Here is a 25,314-nt window from a genome sequence, read left to right as displayed (position 1 = left end):
TGCCCACAGGCTCTGCCCAGTCCGGGACGTAACCCGGTCCGCGTCCGCCCGCGTTGGAATCGAGCACGGCGAACCAGTTGTACAGCGCGGTCGAGCCGCTCTCCGCGAGCCCCGCCTTGCACGGCGGGTTCGTCGGGTCGAGCCCGCCGGTGCTCGTCCTGGCGTCCAGATAGCACAGGTAGGTCCGCGATCGGGCGTCATCGTCACACCGTGCGCCTGCGCGCTGTTCTGGCCGATCAGGGCCAGACCGAGCCCGCTGAGCAGGGTGGCCAGCACCGCCATAAGGACAGTGATCGTCTCTTGCTTCGAGCCATGGTGTCTCCTGTGGTGGGTGGAGTTGCGTCTTTCTCCTCGGCAGTCGCCGGGCCGGTCAGGCGGGCGGGGTGCCCTACGCCAGGTAACTGTCCGCTTGGGCGGGGAGCTTCGGGGCGTCGGCATGGAAGGCCTCGGTACTGCGGCTGTAGTCGCCGTCCTCGTCGAAGGCGGAGCAGCCGTACTTGCTCATCCTCAACTGGAAGTCACAGGAGTCCTTCCCGGCGGCCGGGCTGCCGCTCTTGAACCCGATCTCGAGGTAGGCGTCCGCGCTCGCGGACGGGGTGCCCAGTCCGGTGCCGGTGAAGGCGGTGCCGGTTGACGGCGAGGAGTTGGCCTTGATGTCGCCGCGGTAGACGTCGTAGCCGGTGACGCCCACATTGTCGGTGGCCGTCGTCCGGGCCGGCGAGATGCTGGACGCGGTCCCCGCGACGGATCTCAGGCCGGCCGGGTCGTTGCCCGCTTTGGGCGCTTGTGCAGTTCGGGTCGCGCATCGGGTCCGCAGGCTTGCCCTCGTAGTCCGGGAGGTCCGTGGTGAACAGGGCGCGGACGGTGCGGAGGCAGTGCGGTGACGATCGCATGCGGGGCCTCTCTCCGAGGGAACCGGAGCCGACAGGGGAGCTGGGCGGTTTTCCGGAGCGCTCCCATCCCCTCACTGATGGGAGCGCGTCCCACCCGTCGGTTTCGATCGCGACTATAGGAGCCCGGGATGTCTCTGACAACCCTGTGAACCCACAATCCGTCGAATGAAATTCGGAGGTGCAGGTCAGCGGGTGGGGTCTGGCTCAACCGCGCAACGGGCAAGCACCGGATTTGAGAGGGCGTTTATGCAGGTCACAGTGGGTAATTGACTTATGCGAGTGCCCCGTTTCAGCATGGTTCACCCTGTAGATTCGAATACTGCCCGGCAAGGCGCGACCCGGGTGGCCCGTCTCATCCGCTTCTGGTCTTGGAAACCCGTCTGACGTAGAGATATGCCAGAACCTCCCACCCTCCTGCGGAACAGAGCCTTCCGGCATACCCATGCTCACGCTGTGCCGTGAGTGAGGCGCAAGGCCTACCCAGCGACCTGTCCGACGCCCGATGGGCCCTGATCGAGCCGACGTTGACGGCCTGGCGGGAATGCCCGGCTCGAACGCCGCCCCACCGGAAAACCGGCCCAAGTCGATTTGCGCGAACGTGTTCAATGCGATCCTTTACCTGAACCGCACCGGAATCCCCTGGAAATACCTCCCACACGATTTCCCCGGCCACGGCACCGTCTACTTCTACTACGCCGCCTGGCGCGACGAAGGAATCTTCACCCAGTTCAACTACGACCTGACCGTGCTCGCCCGGGGGAAGGAGGGCCGCAAGCCCGAACCGACCGCCTCGGTGATCGACACTCAGAGCGTCAAGACCTCCACCGATGTGCCCCTGAACAGCCAGGGAAACCGACGCCGCGAAGAAGATCGTCGCCGGAAGCGAGGCATCCTCACCGATACGATCGGCCTCATCCTCGCCGTGACCGTCGCCGGTGCCGGCCTCTTCCGAAAACACCATGGGAATACGTCTCCTCGACCAGGCCAAGGAGATGTACCCCACCGTCGCGAAAAGCTGGGTCGACACCGGCTTCAAAAAACGCCGTTATCGAACACGGCGCCACCCTCGGAATCGACGTCGAGGTCGTCAGCCGCCAACCCGGGAACGCGGCTTCCATGTCGTGAAAAGGCGCTGGGTGGTAGAGCGCAACATCGGCTGAATCATGATGCACCGCAGCCTCGCCCGCGACTACGAGACCCTCACACCACCAGCTCCGAAGCCATGATCCACATCGCATCGATCGATAACCTCGCCAAGCGCATAACGGACGAGACCACACCCACCTGGCGAGAAAACTTACTAGGAAATAAAAGGCAATCTGCCTAGATCAAACGCCCTCTCAGTGGTCAGGGCGCCCGCGGCGGGACAACCCTGTTGTTGCTGGTTTTTGCCAGCGAGCCGTTTTCAACCTGACGGGTGGTGGGCGGGCGGCCCCGGCCGCGGACGTGAAAAAAGCTCCTGGTAGACGGGTTCACACCAAGATCACAGTCCGCCAGGAGCTCTCGTGCTTGTCCACCCGTCCGCCATCGATCTGTCCAGCCGACACCTGCACTACCTCTCCGGTCTTCTCGCAGGCCACCGCCGCCGGATCGGCTCTCCGGTGGCGGTGACCTGCGGCTGGCAGGCTCTGCTCGTCCTGGCCCACCTGCGCTGCGGCGACACTTACGCCCGTCTCGCCGCGGGCTTCCGCATGGATCGCCACGGCCTACCGCTGCATACGCGAGGGCCGTCGACCTCCTGGCCGCACTCGCGCCCACGCTGGAACAGGCCATGGAGACCGTGCGGAAAAGAAGGCGTACGTGATCCTCGACGGCACCGTGCCGGCGATCGACCGCATCGCCGCCGACCGGCCGTACTACTCCGGAAGAAGAAGCACCACGGGATGAACGTGCAAGTCCTCGCCGATCCCGCCGGCCGTCTGATCTGGGCTTCGGACGCGCTACCCGGGGCCGTGCACGATCTGACCGCGGCCGGACCCATGGCATTCCCGCCGCTCTCGCCGCCGACGCCATCAAGTGCTGGGCCGACGACTTGACTTCTATAGGAGCATCAAGGCGTATCAGGGCGCAGGTCCTGCTGTCCGCGTCCCGCCCCGGGGCAAGGGCCTGCGCGGCTGGCGTCGGCGACACAACCGAGATCACACCAAAAATCCGCAGTCTCGGCGAACGTGCCATGGCCACCCTCAAATGCTGGCGGCTCCTGCGGAAGCTCCGCTGCAGCACCACCCGGATCACCGGCGTCGTCCATGCCGTCGTCGCCTCGAACTTGCCTCCTGATCAAGGTGGAAAAGGCTCAGTATGCGGTGAGAGGAGCGCCCGGGTCAGGTGAGATGTCCAGGACGCGGACGTCGACCTCGGCCCAGGTCTTGGGGTCGGTGGTCACCACGCGTACACCGTCAGGGGTCTGAGTGGGGCTGAGCGACGTAGCGGGTGTGCGCCCAGCCCAGGGAGCGGGTGCGGCCTGAGGCGTCGAGGAGCCGGCCAGGTCGAGGGGGTGGAAGATGATCTGGTCGAGCATCGCAACATGTGTGGCGAGCCCGGTTCGCAGGCGATCGGGCGTCCGCGAGGGCGGCGAGTGCGACGTGGACACGCCATGCGTCCGTCGCGGCGGACTGGTGCAGGATCCGGGAGACCAGCACATTGCCCGACCCGAGCGCCAGGAGCGCGCTCTCGTCCAGCAGCACGTCCACCGCGGCATCGGCGGGAGCGGCAGGGCTCACGCCGCACCGTCCAGGCGGCGGGCCAGCTCGGCGTCCGCCTGGAGGGTCCTGTTCGGGCGTGGGGGTGTAGCCGGCGAAGTCCCGCAGGACCGACAGGGTGCGGGCCACACGCTCGGCCCGTTCACTCTCGGTCGGGGTATGGGCAGCGAAATCGCTGACCAGTCCGGCGATCGTCGTGCCCTTCTCCGCGGCCAGGAGCGCCAGGCGGTCCCGCACCGTGTCCTCGACCTTGATCGTTGTGTCGCCATACCCAGGAGAATACATCAGGTATACCCGGCGGTGGTGGAGAACGCCCCAGCGGAGCGGGAAAAGGCGTGGAGCGCAGTGGGCACAGCGGGTGGTGGCATGGAGGGTGGTGTCGCCCTCGATGGCGTGGAGGGCGTTGTCACGTTGGCTGACCGGGTGGGGTGATCTTCGGGTTGGTCATGCTGGGGAGGGGTTGTCCGTGGGGAGTGTGTCGCCGTCGTACAAGGGGCACCGGTATCCGGTCGAGGTGATCTCGCACTGCGTGTGGCTGTACTTCCGCTTCCCGCTGTCGTTCCGCGAGATCGAAGAGCTGATGCTCGAGCGCGGCGTACTCGTCTCCCACGAGACCGTCCGCCGCTGGTGCGGCAAGTTCGGGCAGGCCCACGCCAACGGCCTGCGCCGCCGGCAGCCGAGGCCCGGGGACAAGTGGCACCTGGACGAGGTCCTCGTGAAGATCAACGGAGAGCGGAAGTACCTGTGGCGGGCCGTCGACCAGGAGGGCACCGGCTTCGACATCCTGGTCCAGAACGGCGGGACGCCGCTGCGCCCAGGCGGTTCTTCCGCAGGCTGCTGAAGAAGACGTGTTCGGTGCCGCGGGTGGTCGTCACCGACAAGCTCCGCTCCTACGGCGCGGCCCATCGGAGGTGATGCCGTCGGTCGAGCACCGTGCCCACAAGGGATTGAACAACCGGGCCGAGAACAGTCATCAGCCCACCCGGCAGCGCGAAACGCGCGATGAAAGGCTTCCGCTCCGTCGGCGGAACCCAACGGTTCCTGGCCGCGTTCAGCGGCATCTCACCCCACTTCCGACCCCGCCCTCACCTGATAACAGCCTCCGACTACCGCGCCGAGATGACCGTCCGCTTCCGCCATCTGGGACCAGATCACCGGCGTCACCGCCGACCCACCACAGCCTGACCCCAGATCCGGACCACAAAACCCACCACGCCCCGACGCGCCGTCAGGCACCAACACGCCCAACAACGTGACAGCGCCCCTCGGAGGGCATGCCGGGGGCCTGCGGTGCCCAGAAGCCGCCGACCGCTCTGGGCTCCGTGCAGGGGCTGAGCATTCGGACTTTTGTCGCGCAAATGAATCGCCCTCATTCGCTCTCGTCGACCACCCTCCTCTGCCCGCTTCCGAAGCCTCAGGGTTCGACGTCAGAAGCAAGTCCTGCAGAGAGCTTTCGTCCAGTTGCCCGGCGCGTCTACGCTTACTCTCTATGGGAGCGCTCCCACGATCGTCGGAAGAGCGTTATGCACAGTATCGAAGGTCATCCAGCCAGGTAGAGGCGCATTGCCCACTGTGGAACCCGCTCTGAGGCCGGTCTCTCGCCGAGCGCTCCCATATGGAGTGATCGGTCATATAGGTGCGTTGAGGGAGAGTGCGATGAGCATGCGAAGAGCCCTTCGGGCTTTCGGCGTTGTCGAGTACTTATGGCGGGTTCGGTGGCCGGATTCGGCGGCCCGGCCTCGGCGGGTCGCCTCGCCGGCGGCCGGTCAGTCCGCCGCAGACGGCAGGGCATCACGGTCGCCGCGGCGCCGACACTGCACGTGTCGGGCAACCGCCTGGTCACCGGGTCCAATTCCACGTTCCGCCCACTGGGCGTCAACCGGTCGGCGGGGAGTTCGGCTGTGTCCAAGGCAAGGAGATATTCGACGGGCCGACGGACCAGGCGGCCGTCGACGCGATGAAGGAATGGAAGATCAACACTGTCCGGATCCCGCTGAACGAGGAAGCTGGCTGGGCACCGGGAACTTACCTCCGACAGCGCCCAGCGCGGCGGCGTACCAGCAGGCGGTCAAGACCTACGCGGACCTCCTGGTGGACAACGGCATCAACGTGATCCTCGACCTGCACTGGACTTGGGCGAGTACACCGGCCCCGGCGGAGGCTGCCCGGACGTCGCGGCCACCTGTCAGAAGCCGATGCCGAACGCGCGCTACACCCCCACGTTCTGGTCCAGGTGGGCCACGATGTTCAAGGGGAACGGAGCGGTCATCTTCGACCTGTTCAACGAGCCGTACCCGGACGCGGCCAACAACTGGTTCGACGCCACGGCCGCATGGACCTGTCTGCGTGACGGCGGCACCTGCGCCGGGATCACCTATCCGTCGCCGGCATGCAGACCCTCGTCAACGCGGTACCGCCACCGGTGCCACCAACGTCATCATGTCGGGCGGTCTGGAGTGGACGAACAACCTGAGTCGGTGGCTGGAATTCAAGCCGGCCGACCCCACCGGCAATCTGATGGCCTCATGGCACTCCTACAACTTCAACGGCTGCGTGACCACCTCGTGCTGGGACAGCAACATCGGAGCGGTCGCCGCCCAGGTGCCGGTCCAGGCCGGCGAGATCGTCAGAACACCTGCGCCCATGACTACATCGACCAGGTGATGGCCTGGGCGGACGCCAACAAGGTCGGGTACACGGCCTGGACTTGGAACCCTTGGGGTTGCAGCGGTGGCAGTGTGCTCATCGAGGACTGGAACGGCACACCGACCAGCACCTACGGTGAGGGGTACAAGGCGCACCTGCTCAGCCAGACCCCCGGTGATCCCGGCGGTGACACCGCTGCGCCCACCGCTCCGGGGACTCCCACCGCCTCCGAGGTGACGGCCACCTCCGCGACCTTGAGCTGGGTGGCCTCCACGACAACGTGGTGTCACCGGCTACGACGTCGTCCGTGTCACCGCGGCACCGAGGACGCAGGTGGCCGGCTCGGCGTCCAACCAGGCCACGGTCACAGGGCTGTCCGGCAACACGGCCTACACCTTCGCCGTTTACGCCAAGGACCGGCCGGCAACCGCTCCACCCGCTCGGCCACCGTTACCGTTACCACCACCGGCACCCCGGCGGGCACCTGCTCCGTCGGCTACCGCTTGGTGGGGGACTGGGGAAGCGGCTTCCAGAGCGAGATCACCATCCGCAACACCGGCGCCGCCGCTGTCAGCGACTGGAAGCTCGGCTTCACCTTCACCAACGGCCAGACCATCAACAACATGTGGGGCGGTACCCCCACAGTTTTGAGGGGCCGCATGGTGAAGCGTAATCGTTAACCGACTTCCAGTCGCCGCGCGGCGGCGCCGGGTGTTTGCGGAATGGTGATACTCGCTCTGGAAGCCGCTTCCCCAGTCCCCCACCAAGCGTAGCCGACGGAGCAGGTGCCCGCGGGGTGCCGGTGGTGGGTAACGGTAACGGTGGCCGAGCGGGTTGGACGTGCCGGCCGCGGTCCTTGGCGTAAACGGCGAAGGTGTAGCCGTGTTTGCCGGACAGCCCTGTGACCGTGGGCCTGGTTGGACGCCGAGCGGCCACCTTTGCGTCCGGTGCCCCCAGGTGACACCGGACGACGTCGTAGCGTTGACAACCCACGTTGTTCCGTGGAGGCCACCCAGCTCAGGTCGCGGAGGTGTGGCCGTCAACCTCGGAGCGGTGGAGTTCCCCGGAGCGTGGGCGCAGCGGTTGTCACCGCCGGATCACCGGGGGTTCTGGCTGAGCAGGGGCGCCTTGTACCCCTCACCGTAGGTGCTGGTCGGTGCCGTTCCAGTCCTCGATGAGCACACTGCCACCGCTGCAAACCCCAAGGTTCCAAGTCCAGGCCGTTGTACCCGGACTTGTTGGTGGCGGTCCCGCCCAGGCCATCACCTGGTCGATGTAGTCATGGGCGCAGGTGTTCTGACCGATCTCGCCGGCCTGGACCGGCACCTGGGCGGCGACCGCTCCGATGTTGCTGTCCAGCACGAGGTGGTCACGCAGCCGTTGAAGTTGTAGGAGTGCCATGAGGCCATCAGATTGCCGGTGGGGTCGGCCGGCTTGAATTCCAGCCACCGACTCAGGTTGTTCGTCCACTCCAGACCGCCCGACATGATGACGTTGGTGGCACCGGTGGCGCGTACCGCGTTGACGAGGGTCTGCATGCGGCGACCGGATAGGTGATCCCGGCGCAGGTGCCGCCGTCACGCAGACAGGTCCATGCGGCCGTGGCGTCGGACCAGTTGTTGGCCGCGTCCGGGTACGGCTCGTTGAACAGGTCGAAGATGACCGCTCCGTTCCCCTTGAACATCGTGGCCACCTCGGACCAGAACGTGGGGGTGTAGCGCGCGTTCGGCATCGGCTTCTGACAGGTGGCCGCGACGTCCGGGCAGCCTCCGCCGGGGCCGGTGTACTCGCCCCAAGTCCAGTGCAGGTCGAGGATCACGTTGATGCCGTTGTCCACCAGGAGGTCCGCGTAGGTCTTGACCGCCTGCTGGTACGCCGCCGCGCTGGGCGCTGTCGGAGGTAAGTTCCCGGTGCCCAGCCAGCATTCCTCGTTCAGCGGGATCCGGACAGTGTTGATCTTCCATTCCTTCATCGCGTCGACGGCCGCCTGGTCCGTCGGCCCGTCGAATATCTCCTTGCCTTGGACACAGCCGAACTCCCCGCCGGACCGGTTGACGCCCAGTGGGCGGAACGTGGAATTGGACCCGGTGACCAGGCGGTTGCCCGACACGTGCAGTGTCGGCGCCGCGGCGACCGTCGATGCCCTGCCGTCTGCGGCGGACTGACCGGCCGCCGGCGAGGCGACCGCCGAGGCCGGGCCGCCGAATCCGGCCACCGAACCCGCCATAAGTACTCCGACAACGCCGAAAGCCCGAAGGGCTCTTCGCATGCTCATCGCACTCTCCCTCAACGCACCTATATGACCGATCACTCCATATGGGAGCGCTCGGCGAGAGACCGGCCTCAGAGCGGGTTCCACAGTGGGCAATGCGCCTCTACCTGGCTGGATGACCTTCGATACTGTGCATAACGCTCTTCCGACGATCGTGGGAGCGCTCCCATAGAGAGTAAGCGTAGACGCGCCGGGCAACTGGACGAAAGCTCTCTGCAGGACTTGCTTCTGACGTCGAACCCTGAGGCTTCGGAAGCGGGCAGAGGAGGGTGGTCGACGAGAGCGAAATGAGGGCGATTCATTTGCGCGACAAAAAGTCCGAATGCTCAGCCCCTGCACGGAGCCCAGAGCGGTCGGCGGCTTCTGGGCACCGCAGGCCCCCGGCATGCCCTCCGAGGGGCGCTGTCACGTTGTTGGGCGTGTTGGTGCCTGACGGCGCGTCGGGGCGTGGTGGGTTTGTGGTCCGGATCTGGGGTCAGGCTGTGGTGGGTCGGCCGGTGACGCCGGTGATCTGGTCCCAGATGGCGAAGCGGACGGTCATCTCGGCGCGGTAGTCGGAGGCTGTTATCAGGTGAGGGCGGGGTCGGAAGTGGGGTGAGATGCCGCTGAACGCGGCCAGGAACCGTTGGGTTCCGCCGACGGAGCGGAAGCCTTTCATCGCGCGTTCGCGCTGCCGGGTGGGCTGATGACTGTTCTCGGCCCGGTTGTTCAATCCCTTGTGGGCACGGTGCTCGACCGACGGCATCACCTCCCGATGGGCCGCGCCGTAGGAGCGGAGCTTGTCGGTGACGACCACCCGCGGCACCGAACACGTCTTCTTCAGCAGCCTGCGGAAGAACCGCCTGGGCGCAGCGGCGTCCCGCCGGTTCTGGACCAGGATGTCGAGCACGGTGCCCTCCTGGTCGACGGCCCGCCACAGGTACTTCCGCTCTCCGTTGATCTTCACGAGGACCTCGTCCAGGTGCCACTTGTCCCCGGGCCTCGGCTGCCGGCGGCGCAGGCCGTTGGCGTGGGCCTGCCCGAACTTGCCGCACCAGCGGCGGACGGTCTCGTGGGAGACGAGTACGCCGCGCTCGAGCATCAGCTCTTCGATCTCGCGGAACGACAGCGGGAAGCGGAAGTACAGCCACACGCAGTGCGAGATCACCTCGACCGGATACCGGTGCCCCTTGTACGACGGCGACACACTCCCCACGGACAACCCCTCCCAGCATGACCAACCCGAAGATCACCCCACCCGGTCAGCCAACGTGACAACGCCCCTCCACGCCATCGAGGGCGACACCACCCTCCATGCCACCACCCGCTGTGCCCACTGCGCTCACGCCTTTTCCGCTCCGCTGGGGCGTTCTCCACCACCGCCGGGTATACCTGATGTATTCTCCTGGGTATGGCGCACACAACGATCAAGGTCGAGGACACGGTGCGGGACCGCCTGGCGCTCCTGGCCGCGGAGAAGGGCACGACGATCGCCGGACTGGTCAGCGATTTCGCTGCCCATACCCCGACCGAGAGTGAACGGGCCGAGCGTGTGGCCCGCACCCTGTCGGTCCTGCGGGACTTCGCCGGCTACACCCCCACGCCCGAACAGGACCTCCAGGCGGACGCCGAGCTGGCCCGCCGCCTGGACGGTGCGGCGTGAGCCCTGCCGCTCCCGCCGATGCCGCGGTGGACGTGCTGCTGGACGAGAGCGCGCTCCTGGCGCTCGGGTCGGGCAATGTGCTGGTCTCCCGGATCCTGCACCAGTCCGCCGCGACGGACGCATGGCGTGTCCACGTCGCACTCGCCGCCCTCGCGGACGCCGATCGCCTGCGAACCGGGCTCGCCACACATGTTGCGATGCTCGACCAGATCATCTTCCACCCCCTCGACCTGGCCGGCGTCCTCGACGCCTCAGGCCGCACCCGCTCCCTGGGCTGGGCGCACACCCGCTACGTCGCTCAGCCCGGCACTCAGACCCCTGACGGTGTACGCGTGGTGACCACCGACCCCAAGACCTGGGCCGAGGTCGACGTCCGCGTCCTGGACATCTCACCCTGACCCGGGCGCTCCTCTCACCCGCATACTGAGCCTTTTCCACCTTGATCAGGAGGCAAGTTCGAGGGCGACGACGGCATGGACGACGCCGGTGATCCGGGTGGTGCTGCAGCGGAGCTTCCGCAGGAGCCGCCAGCATTTGAGGGTGGCCATGGCACGTTCGCCGAGACTGCGGATTTTGGTGTGATCTCGGTTGTGTCGCCGACGCCAGCCGCGCAGGCCCTTGCCCCGGGGCGGGACGCGGACAGCAGGACCTGCGCCCTGATACGCCTTGATGCTCCTATAGAAGTCAAGTCGTCGGCCCAGCACTTGATGGCGTCGGCGGCGAGAGCGGCGGGAATGCCATGGGTCCGGGCCGCGGTCAGATCGTGCACGGCCCCGGGTAGCGCGTCCGAAGCCCAGATCAGACGGCCGGCGGGATCGGCGAGGACTTGCACGTTCATCCCGTGGTGCTTCTTCTTCCCGGAGTAGTACGGCCGGTCGGCGGCGATGCGGTCGATCGCCGGCACGGTGCCGTCGAGGATCACGTACGCCTTCTTCCGCACGGTCTCCATGGCCTGTTCCAGCGTGGGCGCGAGTGCGGCCAGGAGGTCGACGGCCTCGCGTATGCAGCGGTAGGCCGTGGCGATCCCGATGCGGAAGCCCGCGGCGAGACGGGCGTAAGTGTCGCCGCAGCGCAGGTGGGCCAGGACGAGCAGAGCCTGCCAGCCGCAGGTCACCGCCACCGGGAGCCGATCCGGCGGCGGTGGCCTGCGAGAAGACCGGAGAGGTAGTGCAGGGTGCGGCTGGACAGATCGATGGCGGACGGGTGGACAAGCACGAGAGCTCCTGGCGGACTGTGATCTTGGTCGTGAACCCGTCTACCAGGAGCTTTTTTCACGTCCGCGGCCGGGGCCGCCCGCCCAACCACCCGTCAGGTTGAAAACGGCTCGCTGGCAAAACCAGCAACAACAGGGTTGTCCCGCCGCGGCGCCCTGACCACTGAGAGGGCGTTTGATCTAGGCAGATTGCCCTTTATTTCCTAGTAAGTTTCTCGCCAGGTGGGTGTGGTCTCGTCCGTTATGCGCTTGGCGAGGTTATCGATCGATGCGATGTGGATCATGGCTTCGGAGCTGGTGGTGAGGGTCTCGTAGTCGCGGGCGAGGCTGCGGTGCATCATGATTCAGCCGATGTTGCGCTCTACCACCCAGCGCCTTTTCACGACATGGAAGCCGCGTTTCCCGGGGTTGCGGCTGACGACCTCGACGTCGATTCCGAGGGTGGCGCCGTGTTCGATAACGGCGTTTTTGAAGCCGGTGTCGACCCAGCTTTTCGCGACGGTGGGGTACATCTCCTTGGCCTGGTCGAGGAGACGTATTCCCATGGTGTTTTCGGAGAGGCCGGCACCGGCGACGGTCACGGCGAGGATGAGGCCGATCGTATCGGTGAGGATGCCTCGCTTCCGGCCGACGATCTTCTTCGCGGCGTCGGTTTCCCTGGCTGTTCAGGGGCACATCGGTGGAGGTCTTGACGCTCTGAGTGTCGATCACCGAGGCGGTCGGTTCGGGCTTGCGGCCCTCCTTCACCCGGGCGAGCACGGTCAGGTCGTAGTTGAACTGGGTGAAGATTCCTTCGTCGCGCCAGGCGGCGTAGTAGAAGTAGACGGTGCCGTGGCCGGGGAAATCGTGTGGGAGGTATTTCCAGGGGATTCCGGTGCGGTTCAGGTAAAGGATCGCATTGAACACGTCGCGCAAATCGACTTGGGCCGGTTTTCCGGTGGGGCGGCGTTCGAGCCGGGCATTCCGCCAGGCCGTCAACGTCGGCTCGATCAGGGCCCATCGGGCGTCGGACAGGTCGCTGGGGTACGGCTTGCGCTCACTCACGGCACAGCGTGAGCATGGGTATGCCGGAAGGCTCTGTTCCGCAGGAGGGTGGGAGGTTCTGGCATATCTCTACGTCAGACGGGTTTCCAAGACCAGAAGCGGATGAGACGGGCCACCCGGGGTCGCGCCTTGCCGGGCAGTATTCGGAATCTACAGGGTGAACCATGCTGAAACGGGGCACTCGCATAAGTCAATTACCCACTGTGACCTGCATAAACGCCCTCTCAAATCCGGTGCTTGCCCGTTGCGCGGGTGAGCCAGACCCCACCCGCTGACCTGCACCTCCGAATTTCATTCGACGGATTGTGGTTCACAGGGTTGTCAGAGACATCCCGGGCTCCTATAGTCGCGATCGAAACCGACGGGTGGGAGCGCTCCCATCAGTGAGGGGATGGGAGCGCTCCCGAAAACCGCCCAGCTCCCCTGTCGGCTCCGGTTCCCTCGGAGAGAGGCCCCGCATGCGATCGTCACCGCACTGCCTCCGCACCGTCCGCGCCCTGTTCACCACGGACCTCCCGGACTACGAGGGCAAGCCTGCGGACCCGATGCGCGACCCGAACTGCACAGCGCCCAAAGCGGGCAACGACCCGGCCGGCCTGAGATCCGTCGCGGGGACCGCGTCCAGCATCTCGCCGGCCCGGACGACGGCCACCGACAATGTGGGCGTCACCGGCTACGACGTCTACCGCGGCGACATCAAGGCCAACTCCTCGCCGGTCACCGGCACCGCCTTCACCGGCACCGGACTGGGCACCCCGGTCGCGAGCGCGGACGCCTACCTCGAGATCGGGTTCAAGAGCGGCAGCCCGGCCGCCGGGAAGGACTCCTGTGACCTCCAGTTGAGGATGAGCAAGTACGGCTGCTCCGCCTTCGACGAGGACGGCGACTACAGCCGCAGTACCGAGGCCTTCCATGCCGACGCCCCGAAGCTCCCCGCCCAAGCGGACAGTTACCTGGCGTAGGGCACCCCGCCCGCCTGACCGGCCCGGCGACTGCCGAGGAGAAAGACGCAACTCCACCCACCACAGGAGACACCATGGCTCGAAGCAAGAGACGATCACTGTCCTTACTGGCGGTGCTGGCCACCCTGCTCAGCGGGCTCGGTCTGGCCCTGATCGGCCAGAACAGCGCGCAGGCGCACGGTGTGACGATGACGCCCGGATCGCGGACCTACCTGTGCTATCTGGACGCCAGGACGAGCACCGGCGGGCTCGACCCGACGAACCCGGCGTGCAAGGCGGCGCTCGCGGAGAGCGGCTCGACCGCGCTGTACAACTGGTTCGCCGTGCTCGATTCCAACGCGGGCGGACGCGGACCGGGTTACGTCCCGGATGGCAAGCTGTGCAGCGCCGGCGACCGCTCCCCGTACAACTTCACCGGCTACAACGCCGCCCGCGCCGACTGGCCCCGGACCCACCTGACCTCCGGGGCGACGATCAAGATCAAGCACAGCAACTGGGCGGCGCACCCCGGCGACTTCCGGGTGTACATCTCCAAGCCCGGCTACTCACCCACGAAGCCGCTGGGCTGGGGTGACCTGGAGCTCATCCAGACCGTCACCAACCCGCCACAGTCCGGTTCGGTGGGCAGCGAGTCCGGTCACTACCACTGGGACCTGAAGCTGCCCTCGGGCCGCTCCGGTGACGCGATGATGTTCATCCAGTGGGTGCGGTCGGACAGCCAGGAGAACTTCTTCTCCTGCTCCGACATCGCCTTCGACGGTGGCAACGGTGAGGTGACCGGCATCCGCGGCTCGGGGAGCACCCCCACGCCGACCCCCACTCCGACCCCCACGCCCACGCCGACCCCCACTCCGACCGACCCGCACAGCGGGTGCATGGCCCTCTACAAGGTGACGAACTACTGGAACGGCGGCTTCCAGGGTTCCATCGAGGTGATGAACCACAACACCACCGCGCGTGACGGATGGGCCGTGCGCTGGCAGCCGGGCGCCGGTACCAAGATCAACCAAGTTTGGAACGGCACCCTCAGCACCGGCTCCGACGGCACGGCCACGGTCAAGAATGTCGACCACAACCGGACCATCCCGCCGGACGGCACCGTGACATTCGGCTTCACCGCCACCTCGACCGGAAACAACCTGCCAGTCGGTTCGATCACCTGCGTCAACCCGTAACACCCGCAACGATGGCGCCGGCTTTCGCCTCCGCGAGGGCCGACGCTGTCGTGTGTACGGGATCCGGTCGGATGCTTCGATGGCCGTCGTGTGTACGGGATCCGGTCGGATGCTTCGATGGCCAGGCCCGGCGCGACATCGGCCCAGGTGGTGAAGGCGCGTGCCCTGCGTGCCTGGAGGCGGGCGAGCACCGCCAGGCCGGGGTCGGTACGCTGCTGGTAGTCGGCCGTGTTCGTGACCTGATCCCGGGCGACTGGCTCAACTACTATCGCTGACCGCGTTCAAGACTCCTGTCAGCCGAGCTGCCCACGCCAAAATCAGCCCAGAGGCTGCTGTTTGGCTCGGACGCGGGTGGTGGCGATGCGGTAGGCTTTCAGCTTGTTGATCAGGCGCTCCACGGTGTTCCTTGCCTTGTGGAGCTCGGCGTCGTAACCGCCCCGGCTGCCCTTCTCCTTCCGGTTGGCGGCCTGGTCCTTCTTCTCCGGAATGACCGCGGTGGCCGGCATGGAGCTGGACTTTTCGGCCTGTCCGTGAGGCGCTTGGCCTGCGCGTCTTCGAGCAGTTCCACCGGGATGCTGGAAACAACCGGTGGAGTCGCTGTCTTTGGCCGGTTCTACCGGTTCACCCGGTTCGGCTGTATGGGTAGCGTCATGCAAAAGGCGGGCTCAGAGCCGACCGCTTCACGACAGTGGGTTGACCACATGCTGAGGCGTGCGGTGGCGGGCCGAGAGGCTCCAGTCGGGCCGACCAGCGAGGGTCACCGACCAGAAGGAGGAACACCATGAACCGGGTCACCAGCGGCTTTCGGGCGTTCAGCGGTGAGATGCGCGCACGCTGGCACGGGTACTTCGTCGGATACGGGCGGCGCGACTGATGCCGGGCCGGCCAGGACAGCGCAGAGTACTGCGGCAGGAGGGCAACGGGTCGAGGGTCCTCAGGGTCGTTCGGGCGTTCAGCGGTGAAAGTCGCGCGCGCGTCCACGGGTACGGCGACAGGTACGGACGCAAAGCCTGAACAGGCTCTCCGTGCGGGAGGGGGCGCGCAGCCGGGGCTGGGCGTTCCCTCCCTGTGGGACAGGTGGAGGATCTCGTGTTCTTGGACAGGCAGGGCCTGTGGCCCCACCTTCGGCGATGGGAGGACTCGGCGGCGGAGGCCGGCGGCCCGTTCAGGCTCCGCTTCGGGACCCTCTTCATCGCCGATGCGGACGCCGCCCGGGAAGTGCTCGTCGACTCGGCCGACAAGTACCTGCCGCAGTCCGGGTTCTTCCGCCTCGGACCCACGCCTCTCCCTCAAACGATTCGAGCCGAGGCGTCACGCGAACTCATCAACGTCCTGGCCCGTCACGACCCCCACGCGTCGTTCGACATCGACGCGGCCCTCCGCGAGGCGGGCGACAGACACGGCCGTCTGCGGCACCAGCGCTGGGGAGTGCGAGTGGTCCGGCGGTACTTCGCGCCGGTGATCGCACACGGGCGCCACAGCGGGATCAACTCCCTCGTCGACGACTACGTCACCTCAAGCGTCATCGCCGACGACATCGTCGGTCACACGGTGCGACGCTCCCACCGCTCGGTCCCGCGCATCCGGGCGGGACTGGCCCACCATCTGGAGCAGCTACCGGCTCAGGACGCCGACGCGCAGGATCTCGTCGACCTGGTGATGGGCCTGCACGGGGAGCTGTCCCCGGCAGACCGCGCGCAGTTGCTGCAGCGGCTCGTCCTCTCCACCGTCGGCTTCACCGGCGTGACCCTGGAATGGTTGGTGCTGCTCGGCGTTCAGTACGGGTACAACGGCCCGGCGGTACGTCCGGAACGAATCCGTTCCCTGGTCAAGGAAGTGTTGCGCCTCTACCCGACGGCGTGGCGTCTGGCCAGGGTGGCCGCCGCTGACCACGAGATCACCGGCGTCCCGGTGGACGAGGGCGAACACGTGCTGATCGGCACGCACGCGCTCCACCGGTCGGCGGCCGTGTGGGACGAGCCGCTGGAATTTCGCCCCGCCCGCTGGGAGAAACCGACCGAGGACCAGAGACGGTCCTACCTGCCCTTCGGGAAGGGGGAGGGGATGTGCCCGGCGAACGGGTTTGCGGTCAAGGCTCTGGAACACCTGGGCTGCCTCATCCTTCGCCACTACCGGGGAGACGTACGGCTCCGCAGGCGAAAGCCCCACGTCCGCACGCTCCTGGCGCCCCCGGCGGGCTGGACCCGCCTCACCAGGACATCGCAGCCGGGCAGTCAGGGCTGAACCTCCTCGGCATGCCGAGGACCCGAAGCGCGTGTTCGGCGGTGCTCCTGTACCCGACGTGAGAAGCCCGGCCTCCCGCATGGGGAGGCCGGGCTTCCGGTTTCCCGCCAGGGGCGCACAGGCCGTGCAAGTCGGGCGCGCACTCCGAGCTGTCCCTCCATCTGGCGGGCGCCCTGTGTTCCGTGCCCCCTCCGTCGGCCCCGGCCAACGGAGGGGACGGAGGGCCGGCCGAAGGTTCACCCGTTCGAGGTATTGGTGCCTGCGGGAGCCGTGGGACATCCTGCGGAAGCTCCGGCACGACGTGTCGCAGAAGCGAAGGGGGATGCCCGTATGGGTAGAAAATTTGTCCGGTTAGTCGTGGCCATGTGTGTCGGCCTGCTCTTGCCTGTGCTGGCCCCGGGAAGCCCGACTGCCGCCGCCCCGGTCACGGTCAGCAATGGCGTGCAGTTCACCGACCCCACCGGCAAAGTGGTGCGCGGGCACGACGGCGGCATGATCAAGGTGGGCGAGTACTACTACTGGTTCGGCGTGAACCCGTATGCCAGCAACCGCTTCCGGTACATCGCGGCGTACCGCTCGACCGATCTGCGCACCTGGGAGTTTCGCAGGCACGTGCTGACCGAGGACTCGGCCCCCACGTGGAGAATCTCCATCGGCCCAAGGTCATCCACAACGCGCGCACCGGGCAGTACGTGCTCTTCATGCGCAAGGAGAACCATCCGGCGCCCCTGACAGAGAATCGGGTAGCGATTGCCACGTCGCCGACGGTGGACGGGGAATACACCTACCAGCGGATTTCCGGCCTCTCGGCGAAGCGTCCTTCGACGTCAGCGTCTTCCAGGACGACGACCCCGACCGCACGGCGTACCTGGTCTCGACGACCGGCAGCGAACAGCAGGACCTGACCATCTACCGCCTGACCCCGGACTACCTTTACGTCGCCGCCAGAGAACACGTCCTGCGCAACGTCACGCGGGAAGCGCAGACGATGTTCAAGCGCAACGGCGTCTACTTCCTGCTGACCTCCGGTGTCACCGGCTGGCAACCCAACCAGGCCAAGTACGCGACCGCGACCAGCATCAAGGGCCCTTGGAGCGGGATGGCGAATCTGGGCGACAGCATCACCTATGGCTCCCAGCCCACGTTCGTCCTGCCCATTCAGGGCAGCACCACGACCTCCTACCTCTACCTGGGCGACCGGCACGGGAACGCCTGGGACGGCAACCTGAACGACAGTGAGCACGTCTGGCTGCCGCTGAGATTCCCGACCAACAGGTCACTGTCGATGAGCTGGTACCCGCGGGTCTCCATCGACACCGCCACCGGCGTGGTGGAGGGTGTGGGCTCCAGCCCCGCCTACGAGCAACTGCGGGCGCAGCACAATGACCAATGCCTCGCCGTGCGGCGGTTCACCAGCGGGCCCATCGTGGAGGATGACCAGTCGCAGGGTGACGGGGTCGGGCTGACGCATCGGCCCTGCGGCACCGCCGCTGCCTCCAACCAGCACTGGCAAGTGCTTCCTGTGGGATCCGGCTTCTACCGGATCGTCGCCCGGCACAGCCATAAGTGCCTCACCGTGCCCGCGTCGTCCACCGCCGACAACGCACGCGTGGCCCAGACGCGCTGCGGCTCCGGAGCCAATCAGCAGTGGGAGATCACCCCACTCGCCGGCGGCGACTACCGGCTCACCGCCCGGCACAGCGGCAAGTGCCTGACCATCGCCTACGACCCAGCCACCGCCGGCCCCAAGGCCATCCAGTACACCTGCCAGGGAACCGCCAACCAACGATGGAAGCGAGCCGGCGCCCCTTACTGACCCTCCCGCTCGGGCACACCCACAGCGGCTGACCGACCGATCACCGCCCACCCAAGCCCCCGGCCGCGCCCCTCCAACGAGGGGTGCGGCCGGGGCCTTTCCGTGTTCCGGGGCTGCCCACCTGATGCGCTCTGGCGTACGTGGCCTAATGCTGTCGCCGCCCTCGAGCTGGCCCGGTTCGGTGCCGGTGGGTAGGCGATCCCTCACCTGCGCCCCGGCGACCCGTACTGGTGGCTCGATGTCGGGATACGGGGGTTGCACCCGGAGCCGGCTGGAGAGTTGTCTCCACCGGTGCCCCAGTGGGGGCCGGAGGTATTGAACCGGAACTGATGGGTTGCCTGCTCGTTGATGAGGTGTGATCGAGGGTGGGGACATGCGGCGTCTGTCGCCTGCTGCGCAGGAGGATCTGCGGTTGCGGGTGGTGAGTGCGCTGGAGTCGGGGCGGGTTCGGACGTACAGCCAGGCGGCGGAGATGTTCGAGGTCTCCGAGCGGTCGGTAGGCACCTGGTGGCGGGCCAGTCGGACCGGCGGGAGGCAGGCACTGCTCGCGGCAGTTCGTGAATCCCGTGCGGGCAAGGGTGAGCTGGTCGATGAGTCAGCGCGTGGAGCGGTCCTGCGGGCAATGTGCGACTACACCCCGGCCGACCTGGGGCAGAGCGGGGTGATGTGGACGCGTGGCTCGGTCAGGGCGCTGATCAAGATGGTGTGCGGGGTGTCGATGACCGAACGGGGTGTGGGCAAGTGGCTGCGCCGGCACGGCTTCACCCCGCAGCGGCCCGACCGCCGTTCCTACCGGCAGCAGGACGACCAGGTCAGCAGGTGGATTCAGGAGGAGTATCCCGCGATCCGGGCCCGGGCGAGCGGGGAGAAAGCCGAGCTCGTCTGGGCCGATCAGTGCGGACTGCGCTCCGAAACGGCCCCGCCGGGACGCCCGTGGGCGCCGGCCGGGCAGGCCCCAGTGGTGCGGGTGAACGGACGTCGCTTCAAGGTCAACATCATGTCAGCGGTCGCCTCCAGGGGCGCGCTGTGGTTCACCGTCTTCCCCGGCAAGTTCACCGCGAAGGTGTTCTGCGTCTTCCTTGACCGCCTCGCCCGCCAGGCCGGGCGGAAGGTCCACGTGATCGTCGACCGGCATCCGGTCCACCGCAGCAAGGCCGTCCGTGCCTGGCTCGCTGACAACACCGAACGAGTCGAACTACACCTGATGCCGGTGTTGTCACGTTGGCTGACCGGGTGGGGTGATCTTCGGGTTGGTCATGCTGGGAGGGTTGTCCGTGGGGAGTGTGTCGCCGTCGTACAAGGGGCACCGGTATCCGGTCGAGGTGATCTCGCACTGCGTGTGGCTGTACTTCCGCTTCCCGCTGTCGTTCCGCGAGATCGAAGAGCTGATGCTCGAGCGCGGCGTACTCGTCTCCCACGAGACCGTCCGCCGCTGGTGCGGCAAGTTCGGGCAGGCCCACGCCAACGGCCTGCGCCGCCGGCAGCCGAGGCCCGGGGACAAGTGGCACCTGGACGAGGTCCTCGTGAAGATCAACGGAGAGCGGAAGTACCTGTGGCGGGCCGTCGACCAGGAGGGCACCGTGCTCGACATCCTGGTCCAGAACCGGCGGGACGCCGCTGCGCCCAGGCGGTTCTTCCGCAGGCTGCTGAAGAAGACGTGTTCGGTGCCGCGGGTGGTCGTCACCGACAAGCTCCGCTCCTACGGCGCGGCCCATCGGGAGGTGATGCCGTCGGTCGAGCACCGTGCCCACAAGGGATTGAACAACCGGGCCGAGAACAGTCATCAGCCCACCCGGCAGCGCGAACGCGCGATGAAAGGCTTCCGCTCCGTCGGCGGAACCCAACGGTTCCTGGCCGCGTTCAGCGGCATCTCACCCCACTTCCGACCCCGCCCTCACCTGATAACAGCCTCCGACTACCGCGCCGAGATGACCGTCCGCTTCGCCATCTGGGACCAGATCACCGGCGTCACCGGCCGACCCACCACAGCCTGACCCCAGATCCGGACCACAAACCCACCACGCCCCGACGCGCCGTCAGGCACCAACACGCCCAACAACGTGACAGCGCCCCTCGGAGGGCTGCTCTCGGAGATCCGGGTGTGGGCGTCGGCCACCGCCCCGGCCTCCAGCGTCGCCACGATCTTGTCGGCCTGATCGTGTCCGATCCTGGCGGCGGCGAGGGCCGCGTCCGGCTCGTACCAGCGGTACATCCCGCCGCGCGCCGCACGGAAAATGGCCTGGTCCCCCGCCGGAACAGCGGCCCCAATTCGTCCGGCACAAGCGGCTCGAGCAGATCTGCCACGCACAATCAACGATCGATCGAGCCATAGGAAAGTTGTCCGGACAGGGGCGCCTTGAAAGGCGCCCCTGTCCGTTCTTCGATGTCAGTGGATCCGGATCGATATGATCTTGTGGATGTGGCCCGGGTTCCACGAGCTCCACCTCTGAATGGTGATGGACTCGAGCCTCGGGTCGCTCAGGTTCCGCTGGAACTGGAGGGTCACGACATTGTTTCCGGACTCGACCCAGTTTACGCCGTAGATGGCGACGGGCATCGTGCCGGCGTTAGCGAAACAAAGCGTGTCGCGACCGCTGTTGTTGTGAATCTCCAAGTAGCCGTTCTCGTTGCAGGCCGTACGGTTGATCAGTACCCCGATGGTGGACGCCGTGGCGGCCGTGGCAGGCACGGCCGTGGCGGCCAGGGCGGCTGCGGCGACGGCTGCAACACCGATGGAACGGCGCACGGATAATTTCATTCTCTTCCCCTCGTGGACGGGACTGGAGTTTCTACCGTCGCACGTTCACTACTTCCCTAGAAAGCGTTTACCAGCCAGAGCAAAATTCTCGCGGTGTTCGCATGGACAGAGTGACCGACAGCACGTTTGACCCGGCGGGAGTCGGCATCACCAGCTGCGGAAAGAAGTGGAATAAACCGGTCCCAGGAGAAGGGAATCCGCACTGCTGGAGGACGAGCGCAGAGGCACCGCGGGCGCCACGTAGGTGATCAGGGATAATGCAGGCGAGGCGACTCTGACAGAGTCTGCCGAAAATGGCGGAATAATAACGACCTAAGGGTCTGCCGATCATTGACCTGTCTTCTTGATCTTGCTGTTGGGGCTGCTGCTTTGGGAGGCCACTCTGGCCCGAAGGGCCGCCAGAGCGGTCGGTGGAGTGTCGGCCGGCGAGATGGTGATGCCCTGTGCTTCAAGCAGTTGCCTGATCTTCAGCAGGGTGCGGTGCATTGCGGTGCGGCTGCTGTTGAACAGCACGGCAAGAGGCTCCGCGGCCAGGTTGACACGCAGATGGAGCACGGTGGCCAGGACCTGGTCGGCGAAGGTCAGCCGGGGTGGGCGTCCGCGGCGGGTGTCTCCCTCCGCGGCCAGGATGCGAATGAGGTACTGCATCTGGTGCGGAGCCAGGCCGGTCAGTGCGGGGTCGGCCAGCAGCGCCGGATGCCACTGAGATGTCGGTGGACGGCCGCTGCGGGCTGCCAGGATGGCCGGACTCGGCTGGGGGTGCAGGGCGTAGTTCCACTCGCCGTGGAAGGCGTGCCGGGTCAGCGGCAGGGCCGCCATCTCCGCGTCGCCGACCCCCATGCCGGTGGGGTAGGTGTTGGTGTCCAGCTCCGCCTTCACCCGCAGTCCGGTGCGGGTGGTGGCCGCGGCGATCGATTCGAGGATGACTTCGTGGCTGGTCAGGGGGCGACCGCGCCAGTTCATCGTGATGTGGGAGAAGAGCCGGTGCTCGATCTTGTTCCACTTCGACGTGCCCGGCGGCAGGTGACAGACTGTGATGACCAGTCCGGTTTCGGTGGCCAGGCGGGCGAGGTGGAGTTTCCAGGCCCGGGTGCGATAGCCGTTGGAGCCGCCCGCATCCGCGGTGATCAGCAACCGGGAAGCCTGCGGGTAGTCGGCCTGCCCCTGGCCGTGCCACCAGCGTCGGATCGACTCCACCGCGAACGCGGCGGTGTCGTGGTCGGTGCCGACATTGACCCAGCCGGTGTTGGCCGCCAGGTCGTAGATGCCATAAGGGATGGCCTTGCCCAGCTGCGGGTCGGCGAAGTCGTGGACGCGGACCGGCACCGGATCGCCTGTGGGCCGCCAGGAACGGCCATGGTTGTGGAAGTCGCCGACCAGCTCTTTCTTCTTGGTGTCCACGCTGATCACCGGCTGGCCGGCATCCCGGTGATCGCGTGTCTGCTCGTTGAGGTAGCGGAACTGGGCATCCCGGTCGGCATGCTGACTGCCCTCGAGCGTCTTGACGCTGGCCTGCAGCCGGAACCCCTCCTGCCGCAGCAGACCGGCGACGGTGTCCGCACCGACCCGGTGCCCCTGGCGGGTCAGCTCGGCCGCCAGCGTGCGGGTCGACTTCGTCGTCCACCGCAACGGCGACATCGGATCCCCACGTTCGTCCGGCTCGACGAGATTCAGCAGGGCAGTCCGCAGCCCGGGGTCGAGGTCCGCGACGCGTTTGCGTCCGCCGCCCGGCTGCCGCACCCGGCCGGTCAGAAACTGGCCTGCTTCCAGGTCGGACATGCCCTTGCGGACCGTTGTCCCGCTCACCCCGGCCGCCCGGGCCACGGCCCGAATGCCGCCATGTCCCAGCCCTCGGGCCTCCGCGGCCATCAGCAGCCGCCGCTGTCGTTCGTCCAGGTGCGGGAACAACACCGCGAACTTCACGGCAAGTTGATCACGAGTCTCGTCCGGGATACGCATACGACACCAACGAGTCCCAGCCCTGAAAGCAACACCTTGATGATCGGCAGACCCTTAGCTTGACTCTGTCGGGGATCTTGGAGTTTCCCAGTGCGGCAGCATGATCAACGGGCATGCTCGGGTGGTTCCGCCGACCGATGCAGATGTCGAGGTGCCCGTTGTCCCTTCGCCCCCGTTCCGGTGAGCAAGTCCCGTCTCTGACTGCGCACGTCGCGCGGTCGAGCAACCCGGACGGTACGACGGCGATATGGGTACGCGACCGTCTCGATGGGCTGTGGTGTGACGAGGACTTCGCCGACTGGTACCCGCGTGACGGGCGTCCGGGTCTCTCGCCAGCTCAACTCGCCACCGTCTGCGTACTGCAGTTCCTGCTCGGCCTGTCGGACCGGCAGGCCGCCGAGGCGGTCCGCTGCCGCATCGACTTCAAATACGCCATGGCCATGGAGCTGGACGATCCCGGCTTTCACCACAGTGTGCTGGCCGATTTCCGCGACCGGCTCGCCGAAGGCGACCGTGCGGACCGGCTTCTCGACCTTGCACTGGCCCGTCTCAAAGAGGCTGGACTGGTACGCGAGCGCACCACACAGCGCACCGACTCCACCCACGTCCTGGCCGCGGTGCGGGACCTGACCCGACTGGAACTGATCACCGAGGCGGTCCGCGCCGCACTCGAAGAAGTCGCCGCTGTCTCCCCTCATATACTCGACGAGCTGGTCGATGAGGACTGGGGGCGCCGCTACGGCCGGCCGGTCCGCCTGGGCAAGAACCCCACCAAGCCCAAGACCAGAATCCTCGCCACCGGGAACGACGCCGTCCGGCTCCTGGAACACCTCTACCGGCACGGAACAGACCGCACGTCCGGACCGCATGTCCAGGCCCTGCGCCAGATCTTGGTGCAGAACTACCACCGTGACGCCGCAGGACACCTGCGCTGGCGCACCGCCGAGAAGGAAGGCGGGCCCGGATTGCCGCCCTCGTCCCAGGCGGTCGTCTCGCCCTACGACACCTCGGCCCGCTACGCGCGGCACGGGCACATCATCAGCTGGAAGGGGTTCGCCGCTCACCTGACCGAGACCTGTGCTCCCGACGGCGCCAACATGATCACGGACGTGGCCACCACCGCGGCCACCACTCACGACAGCCAGGTCCTGCCCGGCATCCACACCCGCCTCGCCCGCCGCGAACTCCTGCCCGCCGAGCACCTGGTCGACGGCGGCTACACCTCGCTGCCGCACCTGGAACAAGCCGCCCGTGAACACCAGGTCACCGTCTCCGGGCCCCTGAACAGCAACCCCACCCGGCAGCACCGCCAAAACGCGGGATTCGCCCGGGACGACTTCCACATCGACTACGACCGGCAGCAGGTCACCTGCCCCCAGGGGCAGGTCAGCGCGGGCTGGCACGGCCCCTACCCGACCTCCTCGCCCACGGCGGCACCGTTGATCGTGGCCCGATTCACCAAGAGCCAGTGCCGGCCCTGCCCGGCCCGCACGAAGTGCACCACCACCGCGGACAGCGCCCGCACCGTGGGTTTTCCCCCACGAGAACTCCGCGACCTGCAACTCCGCGTCCGCACCGAGCAACAGACACCCGAGTGGAAGACCCGCTACGCGGTCCGCTCCGGAGTGGAGAGCACGGTCAACGAGTTCGCCCACGGACACGGCATGCGGCGCTGCCGCTACCGCGGACAGAGGAAAGCCCACATCCAGCACGTCCTGACGGCCATCGCCGTCAACATCGAGCGTCTCAGCGGATGTCACCGGCCGAGGAAGCACCCAGGCCCCGCCGACCGACTGCCTTCCAGAAATACCTCGACCAGCGCGAGCTGCCCCGGCCGAAGTCCTGGCGAACCCTGGACACCTGACCTCGACGACTCCAAGATCCCCGACAGAGTCAAGCTAAGGACGAGCTGCCGCTGTCAAACGGATCGGGATTTTCAGGGGAACCGCAGGTCACAGCAACGGGGCACCTGATACAGCGAGGAAGCCGAC

18 protein-coding genes and 8 pseudogenes are annotated in these 25,314 nt (G+C 66.9%); 15 read left to right on the top strand and 11 right to left on the bottom strand.

Going from position 1 to position 25,314, the window contains the following annotated elements:
- Both BN1555_RS41020 and BN1555_RS34430 read right to left on the bottom strand, forming a co-directional pair.
- Positions 1 to 282, bottom strand: a pseudogene (locus BN1555_RS41020) (lytic polysaccharide monooxygenase); the annotation flags it as partial.
- Positions 283 to 388: 106 nt separating this feature from the next.
- Positions 389 to 691, bottom strand: a complete 303-nt coding sequence (locus BN1555_RS34430; RefSeq protein ID WP_093803055.1) for a hypothetical protein — start codon at positions 689 to 691, stop codon at positions 389 to 391.
- Between the two features lie 660 nt (positions 692 to 1,351).
- Between BN1555_RS34430 and BN1555_RS34425 the strand changes: the two are divergent.
- Together BN1555_RS34425 and BN1555_RS34420 are read left to right on the top strand one after the other, a co-directional pair.
- Positions 1,352 to 2,220: pseudogene (locus BN1555_RS34425) on the top strand (IS5 family transposase).
- Between the two features lie 178 nt (positions 2,221 to 2,398).
- Positions 2,399 to 3,222: pseudogene (locus BN1555_RS34420) on the top strand (transposase family protein).
- Between the two features lie 67 nt (positions 3,223 to 3,289).
- Here the strand turns inward: BN1555_RS34420 and BN1555_RS38625 are convergent.
- Positions 3,290 to 3,877: a hypothetical protein gene (locus BN1555_RS38625; protein WP_141662941.1), complete on the bottom strand. Its 588-nt coding sequence runs from the start codon at positions 3,875 to 3,877 to the stop codon at positions 3,290 to 3,292.
- 175 nt (positions 3,878 to 4,052) lie between these two features.
- Here BN1555_RS38625 and BN1555_RS34410 point away from each other — a divergent pair.
- From BN1555_RS34410 to BN1555_RS41010, 3 genes and pseudogenes are all read left to right on the top strand, one after another.
- Positions 4,053 to 4,777, top strand: a pseudogene (locus BN1555_RS34410) (IS6 family transposase).
- Between the two features lie 1,254 nt (positions 4,778 to 6,031).
- Positions 6,032 to 6,256: a hypothetical protein gene (locus BN1555_RS41015; protein WP_255306333.1), complete on the top strand. Its 225-nt coding sequence runs from the start codon at positions 6,032 to 6,034 to the stop codon at positions 6,254 to 6,256.
- The gene (locus BN1555_RS41010) at positions 6,256 to 6,918 is read left to right on the top strand and encodes a cellulose binding domain-containing protein (protein WP_255306332.1); all 663 of its coding nucleotides are present in this window, start codon (positions 6,256 to 6,258) and stop codon (positions 6,916 to 6,918) included. Before BN1555_RS41015 ends, BN1555_RS41010 begins: the two co-directional genes overlap by 1 nt.
- A 582-nt stretch (positions 6,919 to 7,500) precedes the next feature.
- On the opposite strand, the gene BN1555_RS41810 is transcribed toward BN1555_RS41010, so the two are convergent.
- From BN1555_RS41810 to BN1555_RS34395, 3 genes are all read right to left on the bottom strand, one after another.
- Positions 7,501 to 7,725, bottom strand: a complete 225-nt coding sequence (locus BN1555_RS41810; protein WP_369689018.1) for a hypothetical protein — start codon at positions 7,723 to 7,725, stop codon at positions 7,501 to 7,503.
- Positions 7,692 to 8,465: a glycoside hydrolase family 5 protein gene (locus BN1555_RS34400; protein ID WP_218058226.1), complete on the bottom strand. Its 774-nt coding sequence runs from the start codon at positions 8,463 to 8,465 to the stop codon at positions 7,692 to 7,694. Before BN1555_RS34400 ends, BN1555_RS41810 begins: the two co-directional genes overlap by 34 nt.
- A 520-nt stretch (positions 8,466 to 8,985) precedes the next feature.
- The gene (locus BN1555_RS34395; RefSeq protein WP_093803044.1) at positions 8,986 to 9,705 is read right to left on the bottom strand and encodes an IS6 family transposase; all 720 of its coding nucleotides are present in this window, start codon (positions 9,703 to 9,705) and stop codon (positions 8,986 to 8,988) included.
- A gap of 195 nt (positions 9,706 to 9,900) precedes the next feature.
- Here BN1555_RS34395 and BN1555_RS34390 point away from each other — a divergent pair, with 195 nt between their 5' ends.
- Both BN1555_RS34390 and BN1555_RS34385 read left to right on the top strand, forming a co-directional pair.
- A complete protein-coding gene (locus tag BN1555_RS34390; RefSeq protein ID WP_093803051.1) occupies positions 9,901 to 10,152 on the top strand; it encodes a hypothetical protein in 252 nt (83 codons plus the stop codon).
- Complete coding sequence (locus tag BN1555_RS34385) at positions 10,149 to 10,550, top strand: PIN domain-containing protein (protein ID WP_141662940.1); 402 nt, start codon at positions 10,149 to 10,151, stop codon at positions 10,548 to 10,550. The genes BN1555_RS34390 and BN1555_RS34385 overlap by 4 nt, the downstream gene beginning before the upstream one ends.
- 45 nt (positions 10,551 to 10,595) lie before the next feature.
- Here BN1555_RS34385 and BN1555_RS34380 read toward each other — a convergent pair.
- Together BN1555_RS34380 and BN1555_RS34375 are read right to left on the bottom strand one after the other, a co-directional pair.
- Positions 10,596 to 11,367, bottom strand: a pseudogene (locus BN1555_RS34380) (transposase family protein).
- A 201-nt stretch (positions 11,368 to 11,568) separates the two neighbouring features.
- Positions 11,569 to 12,409 (bottom strand): annotated as a pseudogene (locus BN1555_RS34375) (IS5 family transposase).
- A 458-nt stretch (positions 12,410 to 12,867) separates the two neighbouring features.
- Here BN1555_RS34375 and BN1555_RS34370 point away from each other — a divergent pair.
- Both BN1555_RS34370 and BN1555_RS34365 read left to right on the top strand, forming a co-directional pair.
- Entirely contained in the window at positions 12,868 to 13,371 is a 504-nt protein-coding gene (locus tag BN1555_RS34370; protein ID WP_093803048.1) for a hypothetical protein, read from the top strand.
- A 74-nt stretch (positions 13,372 to 13,445) separates the two neighbouring features.
- The gene (locus tag BN1555_RS34365) at positions 13,446 to 14,546 is read left to right on the top strand and encodes a lytic polysaccharide monooxygenase (protein ID WP_093803047.1); all 1,101 of its coding nucleotides are present in this window, start codon (positions 13,446 to 13,448) and stop codon (positions 14,544 to 14,546) included.
- A gap of 353 nt (positions 14,547 to 14,899) precedes the next feature.
- On the opposite strand, the pseudogene BN1555_RS34360 reads toward BN1555_RS34365, so the two are convergent.
- Positions 14,900 to 15,040: pseudogene (locus tag BN1555_RS34360) on the bottom strand (IS5/IS1182 family transposase); the annotation flags it as partial.
- A 595-nt stretch (positions 15,041 to 15,635) separates the two neighbouring features.
- Between BN1555_RS34360 and BN1555_RS34355 the strand changes: the two are divergent.
- From BN1555_RS34355 to BN1555_RS34340, 5 genes and pseudogenes are all read left to right on the top strand, one after another.
- Positions 15,636 to 16,790, top strand: a complete 1,155-nt coding sequence (locus tag BN1555_RS34355; RefSeq protein WP_093803859.1) for a cytochrome P450 — start codon at positions 15,636 to 15,638, stop codon at positions 16,788 to 16,790.
- Positions 16,791 to 17,153: 363 nt separating this feature from the next.
- Positions 17,154 to 17,522, top strand: a complete 369-nt coding sequence (locus BN1555_RS41805) for a hypothetical protein (protein ID WP_369689017.1) — start codon at positions 17,154 to 17,156, stop codon at positions 17,520 to 17,522.
- A gap of 46 nt (positions 17,523 to 17,568) precedes the next feature.
- Complete coding sequence (locus BN1555_RS34350; RefSeq protein ID WP_369689041.1) at positions 17,569 to 18,606, top strand: RICIN domain-containing protein; 1,038 nt, start codon at positions 17,569 to 17,571, stop codon at positions 18,604 to 18,606.
- Between the two features lie 373 nt (positions 18,607 to 18,979).
- A pseudogene (locus tag BN1555_RS41800) lies at positions 18,980 to 19,822 on the top strand (IS630 family transposase); the annotation flags it as partial.
- A gap of 40 nt (positions 19,823 to 19,862) precedes the next feature.
- A complete protein-coding gene (locus BN1555_RS34340) occupies positions 19,863 to 20,600 on the top strand; it encodes an IS6 family transposase (RefSeq protein WP_107081142.1) in 738 nt (245 codons plus the stop codon).
- Between the two features lie 392 nt (positions 20,601 to 20,992).
- On the opposite strand, the gene BN1555_RS34330 is transcribed toward BN1555_RS34340, so the two are convergent.
- Positions 20,993 to 21,352, bottom strand: coding sequence for a beta/gamma crystallin domain-containing protein (locus BN1555_RS34330; protein ID WP_255306331.1), 360 nt, complete (start codon positions 21,350 to 21,352; stop codon positions 20,993 to 20,995).
- Between the two features lie 339 nt (positions 21,353 to 21,691).
- The gene (locus BN1555_RS34325) at positions 21,692 to 23,323 is read right to left on the bottom strand and encodes an ISAzo13 family transposase (RefSeq protein WP_093803041.1); all 1,632 of its coding nucleotides are present in this window, start codon (positions 23,321 to 23,323) and stop codon (positions 21,692 to 21,694) included.
- A gap of 158 nt (positions 23,324 to 23,481) precedes the next feature.
- Between BN1555_RS34325 and BN1555_RS34320 the strand changes: the two genes are divergently transcribed.
- The gene (locus BN1555_RS34320) at positions 23,482 to 25,296 is read left to right on the top strand and encodes an IS1182 family transposase (RefSeq protein ID WP_255306330.1); all 1,815 of its coding nucleotides are present in this window, start codon (positions 23,482 to 23,484) and stop codon (positions 25,294 to 25,296) included.
- Positions 25,297 to 25,314 lie beyond the last annotated feature (18 nt).

This window comes from Streptomyces sp. Wb2n-11 (assembly GCF_001049855.1).
In the GTDB taxonomy this organism is placed as follows: domain Bacteria; phylum Actinomycetota; class Actinomycetes; order Streptomycetales; family Streptomycetaceae; genus Streptomyces; species Streptomyces altiplanensis.
This window is presented reverse-complemented; position numbering and strand designations above follow the sequence as displayed.

Coding starts and splice junctions, on each gene's coding strand:
- BN1555_RS38625 (WP_141662941.1), bottom strand. CDS start 3,877: ATGTATTCTCCTGGGTATGGCGACACAACGATCAAGGTCGAGGACACG.
- BN1555_RS41015 (WP_255306333.1), top strand. CDS start 6,032: ATGTCGGGCGGTCTGGAGTGGACGAACAACCTGAGTCGGTGGCTGGAA.
- BN1555_RS41010 (WP_255306332.1), top strand. CDS start 6,256: ATGGCCTGGGCGGACGCCAACAAGGTCGGGTACACGGCCTGGACTTGG.
- BN1555_RS41810 (WP_369689018.1), bottom strand. CDS start 7,725: ATGTCGGGCGGTCTGGAGTGGACGAACAACCTGAGTCGGTGGCTGGAA.
- BN1555_RS34400 (WP_218058226.1), bottom strand. CDS start 8,465: ATGGCGGGTTCGGTGGCCGGATTCGGCGGCCCGGCCTCGGCGGTCGCC.
- BN1555_RS34390 (WP_093803051.1), top strand. CDS start 9,901: ATGGCGCACACAACGATCAAGGTCGAGGACACGGTGCGGGACCGCCTG.
- BN1555_RS34370 (WP_093803048.1), top strand. CDS start 12,868: ATGCGATCGTCACCGCACTGCCTCCGCACCGTCCGCGCCCTGTTCACC.
- BN1555_RS34365 (WP_093803047.1), top strand. CDS start 13,446: ATGGCTCGAAGCAAGAGACGATCACTGTCCTTACTGGCGGTGCTGGCC.
- BN1555_RS41805 (WP_369689017.1), top strand. CDS start 17,154: ATGTGTGTCGGCCTGCTCTTGCCTGTGCTGGCCCCGGGAAGCCCGACT.
- BN1555_RS34340 (WP_107081142.1), top strand. CDS start 19,863: ATGCTGGGAGGGTTGTCCGTGGGGAGTGTGTCGCCGTCGTACAAGGGG.
- BN1555_RS34325 (WP_093803041.1), bottom strand. CDS start 23,323: ATGCGTATCCCGGACGAGACTCGTGATCAACTTGCCGTGAAGTTCGCG.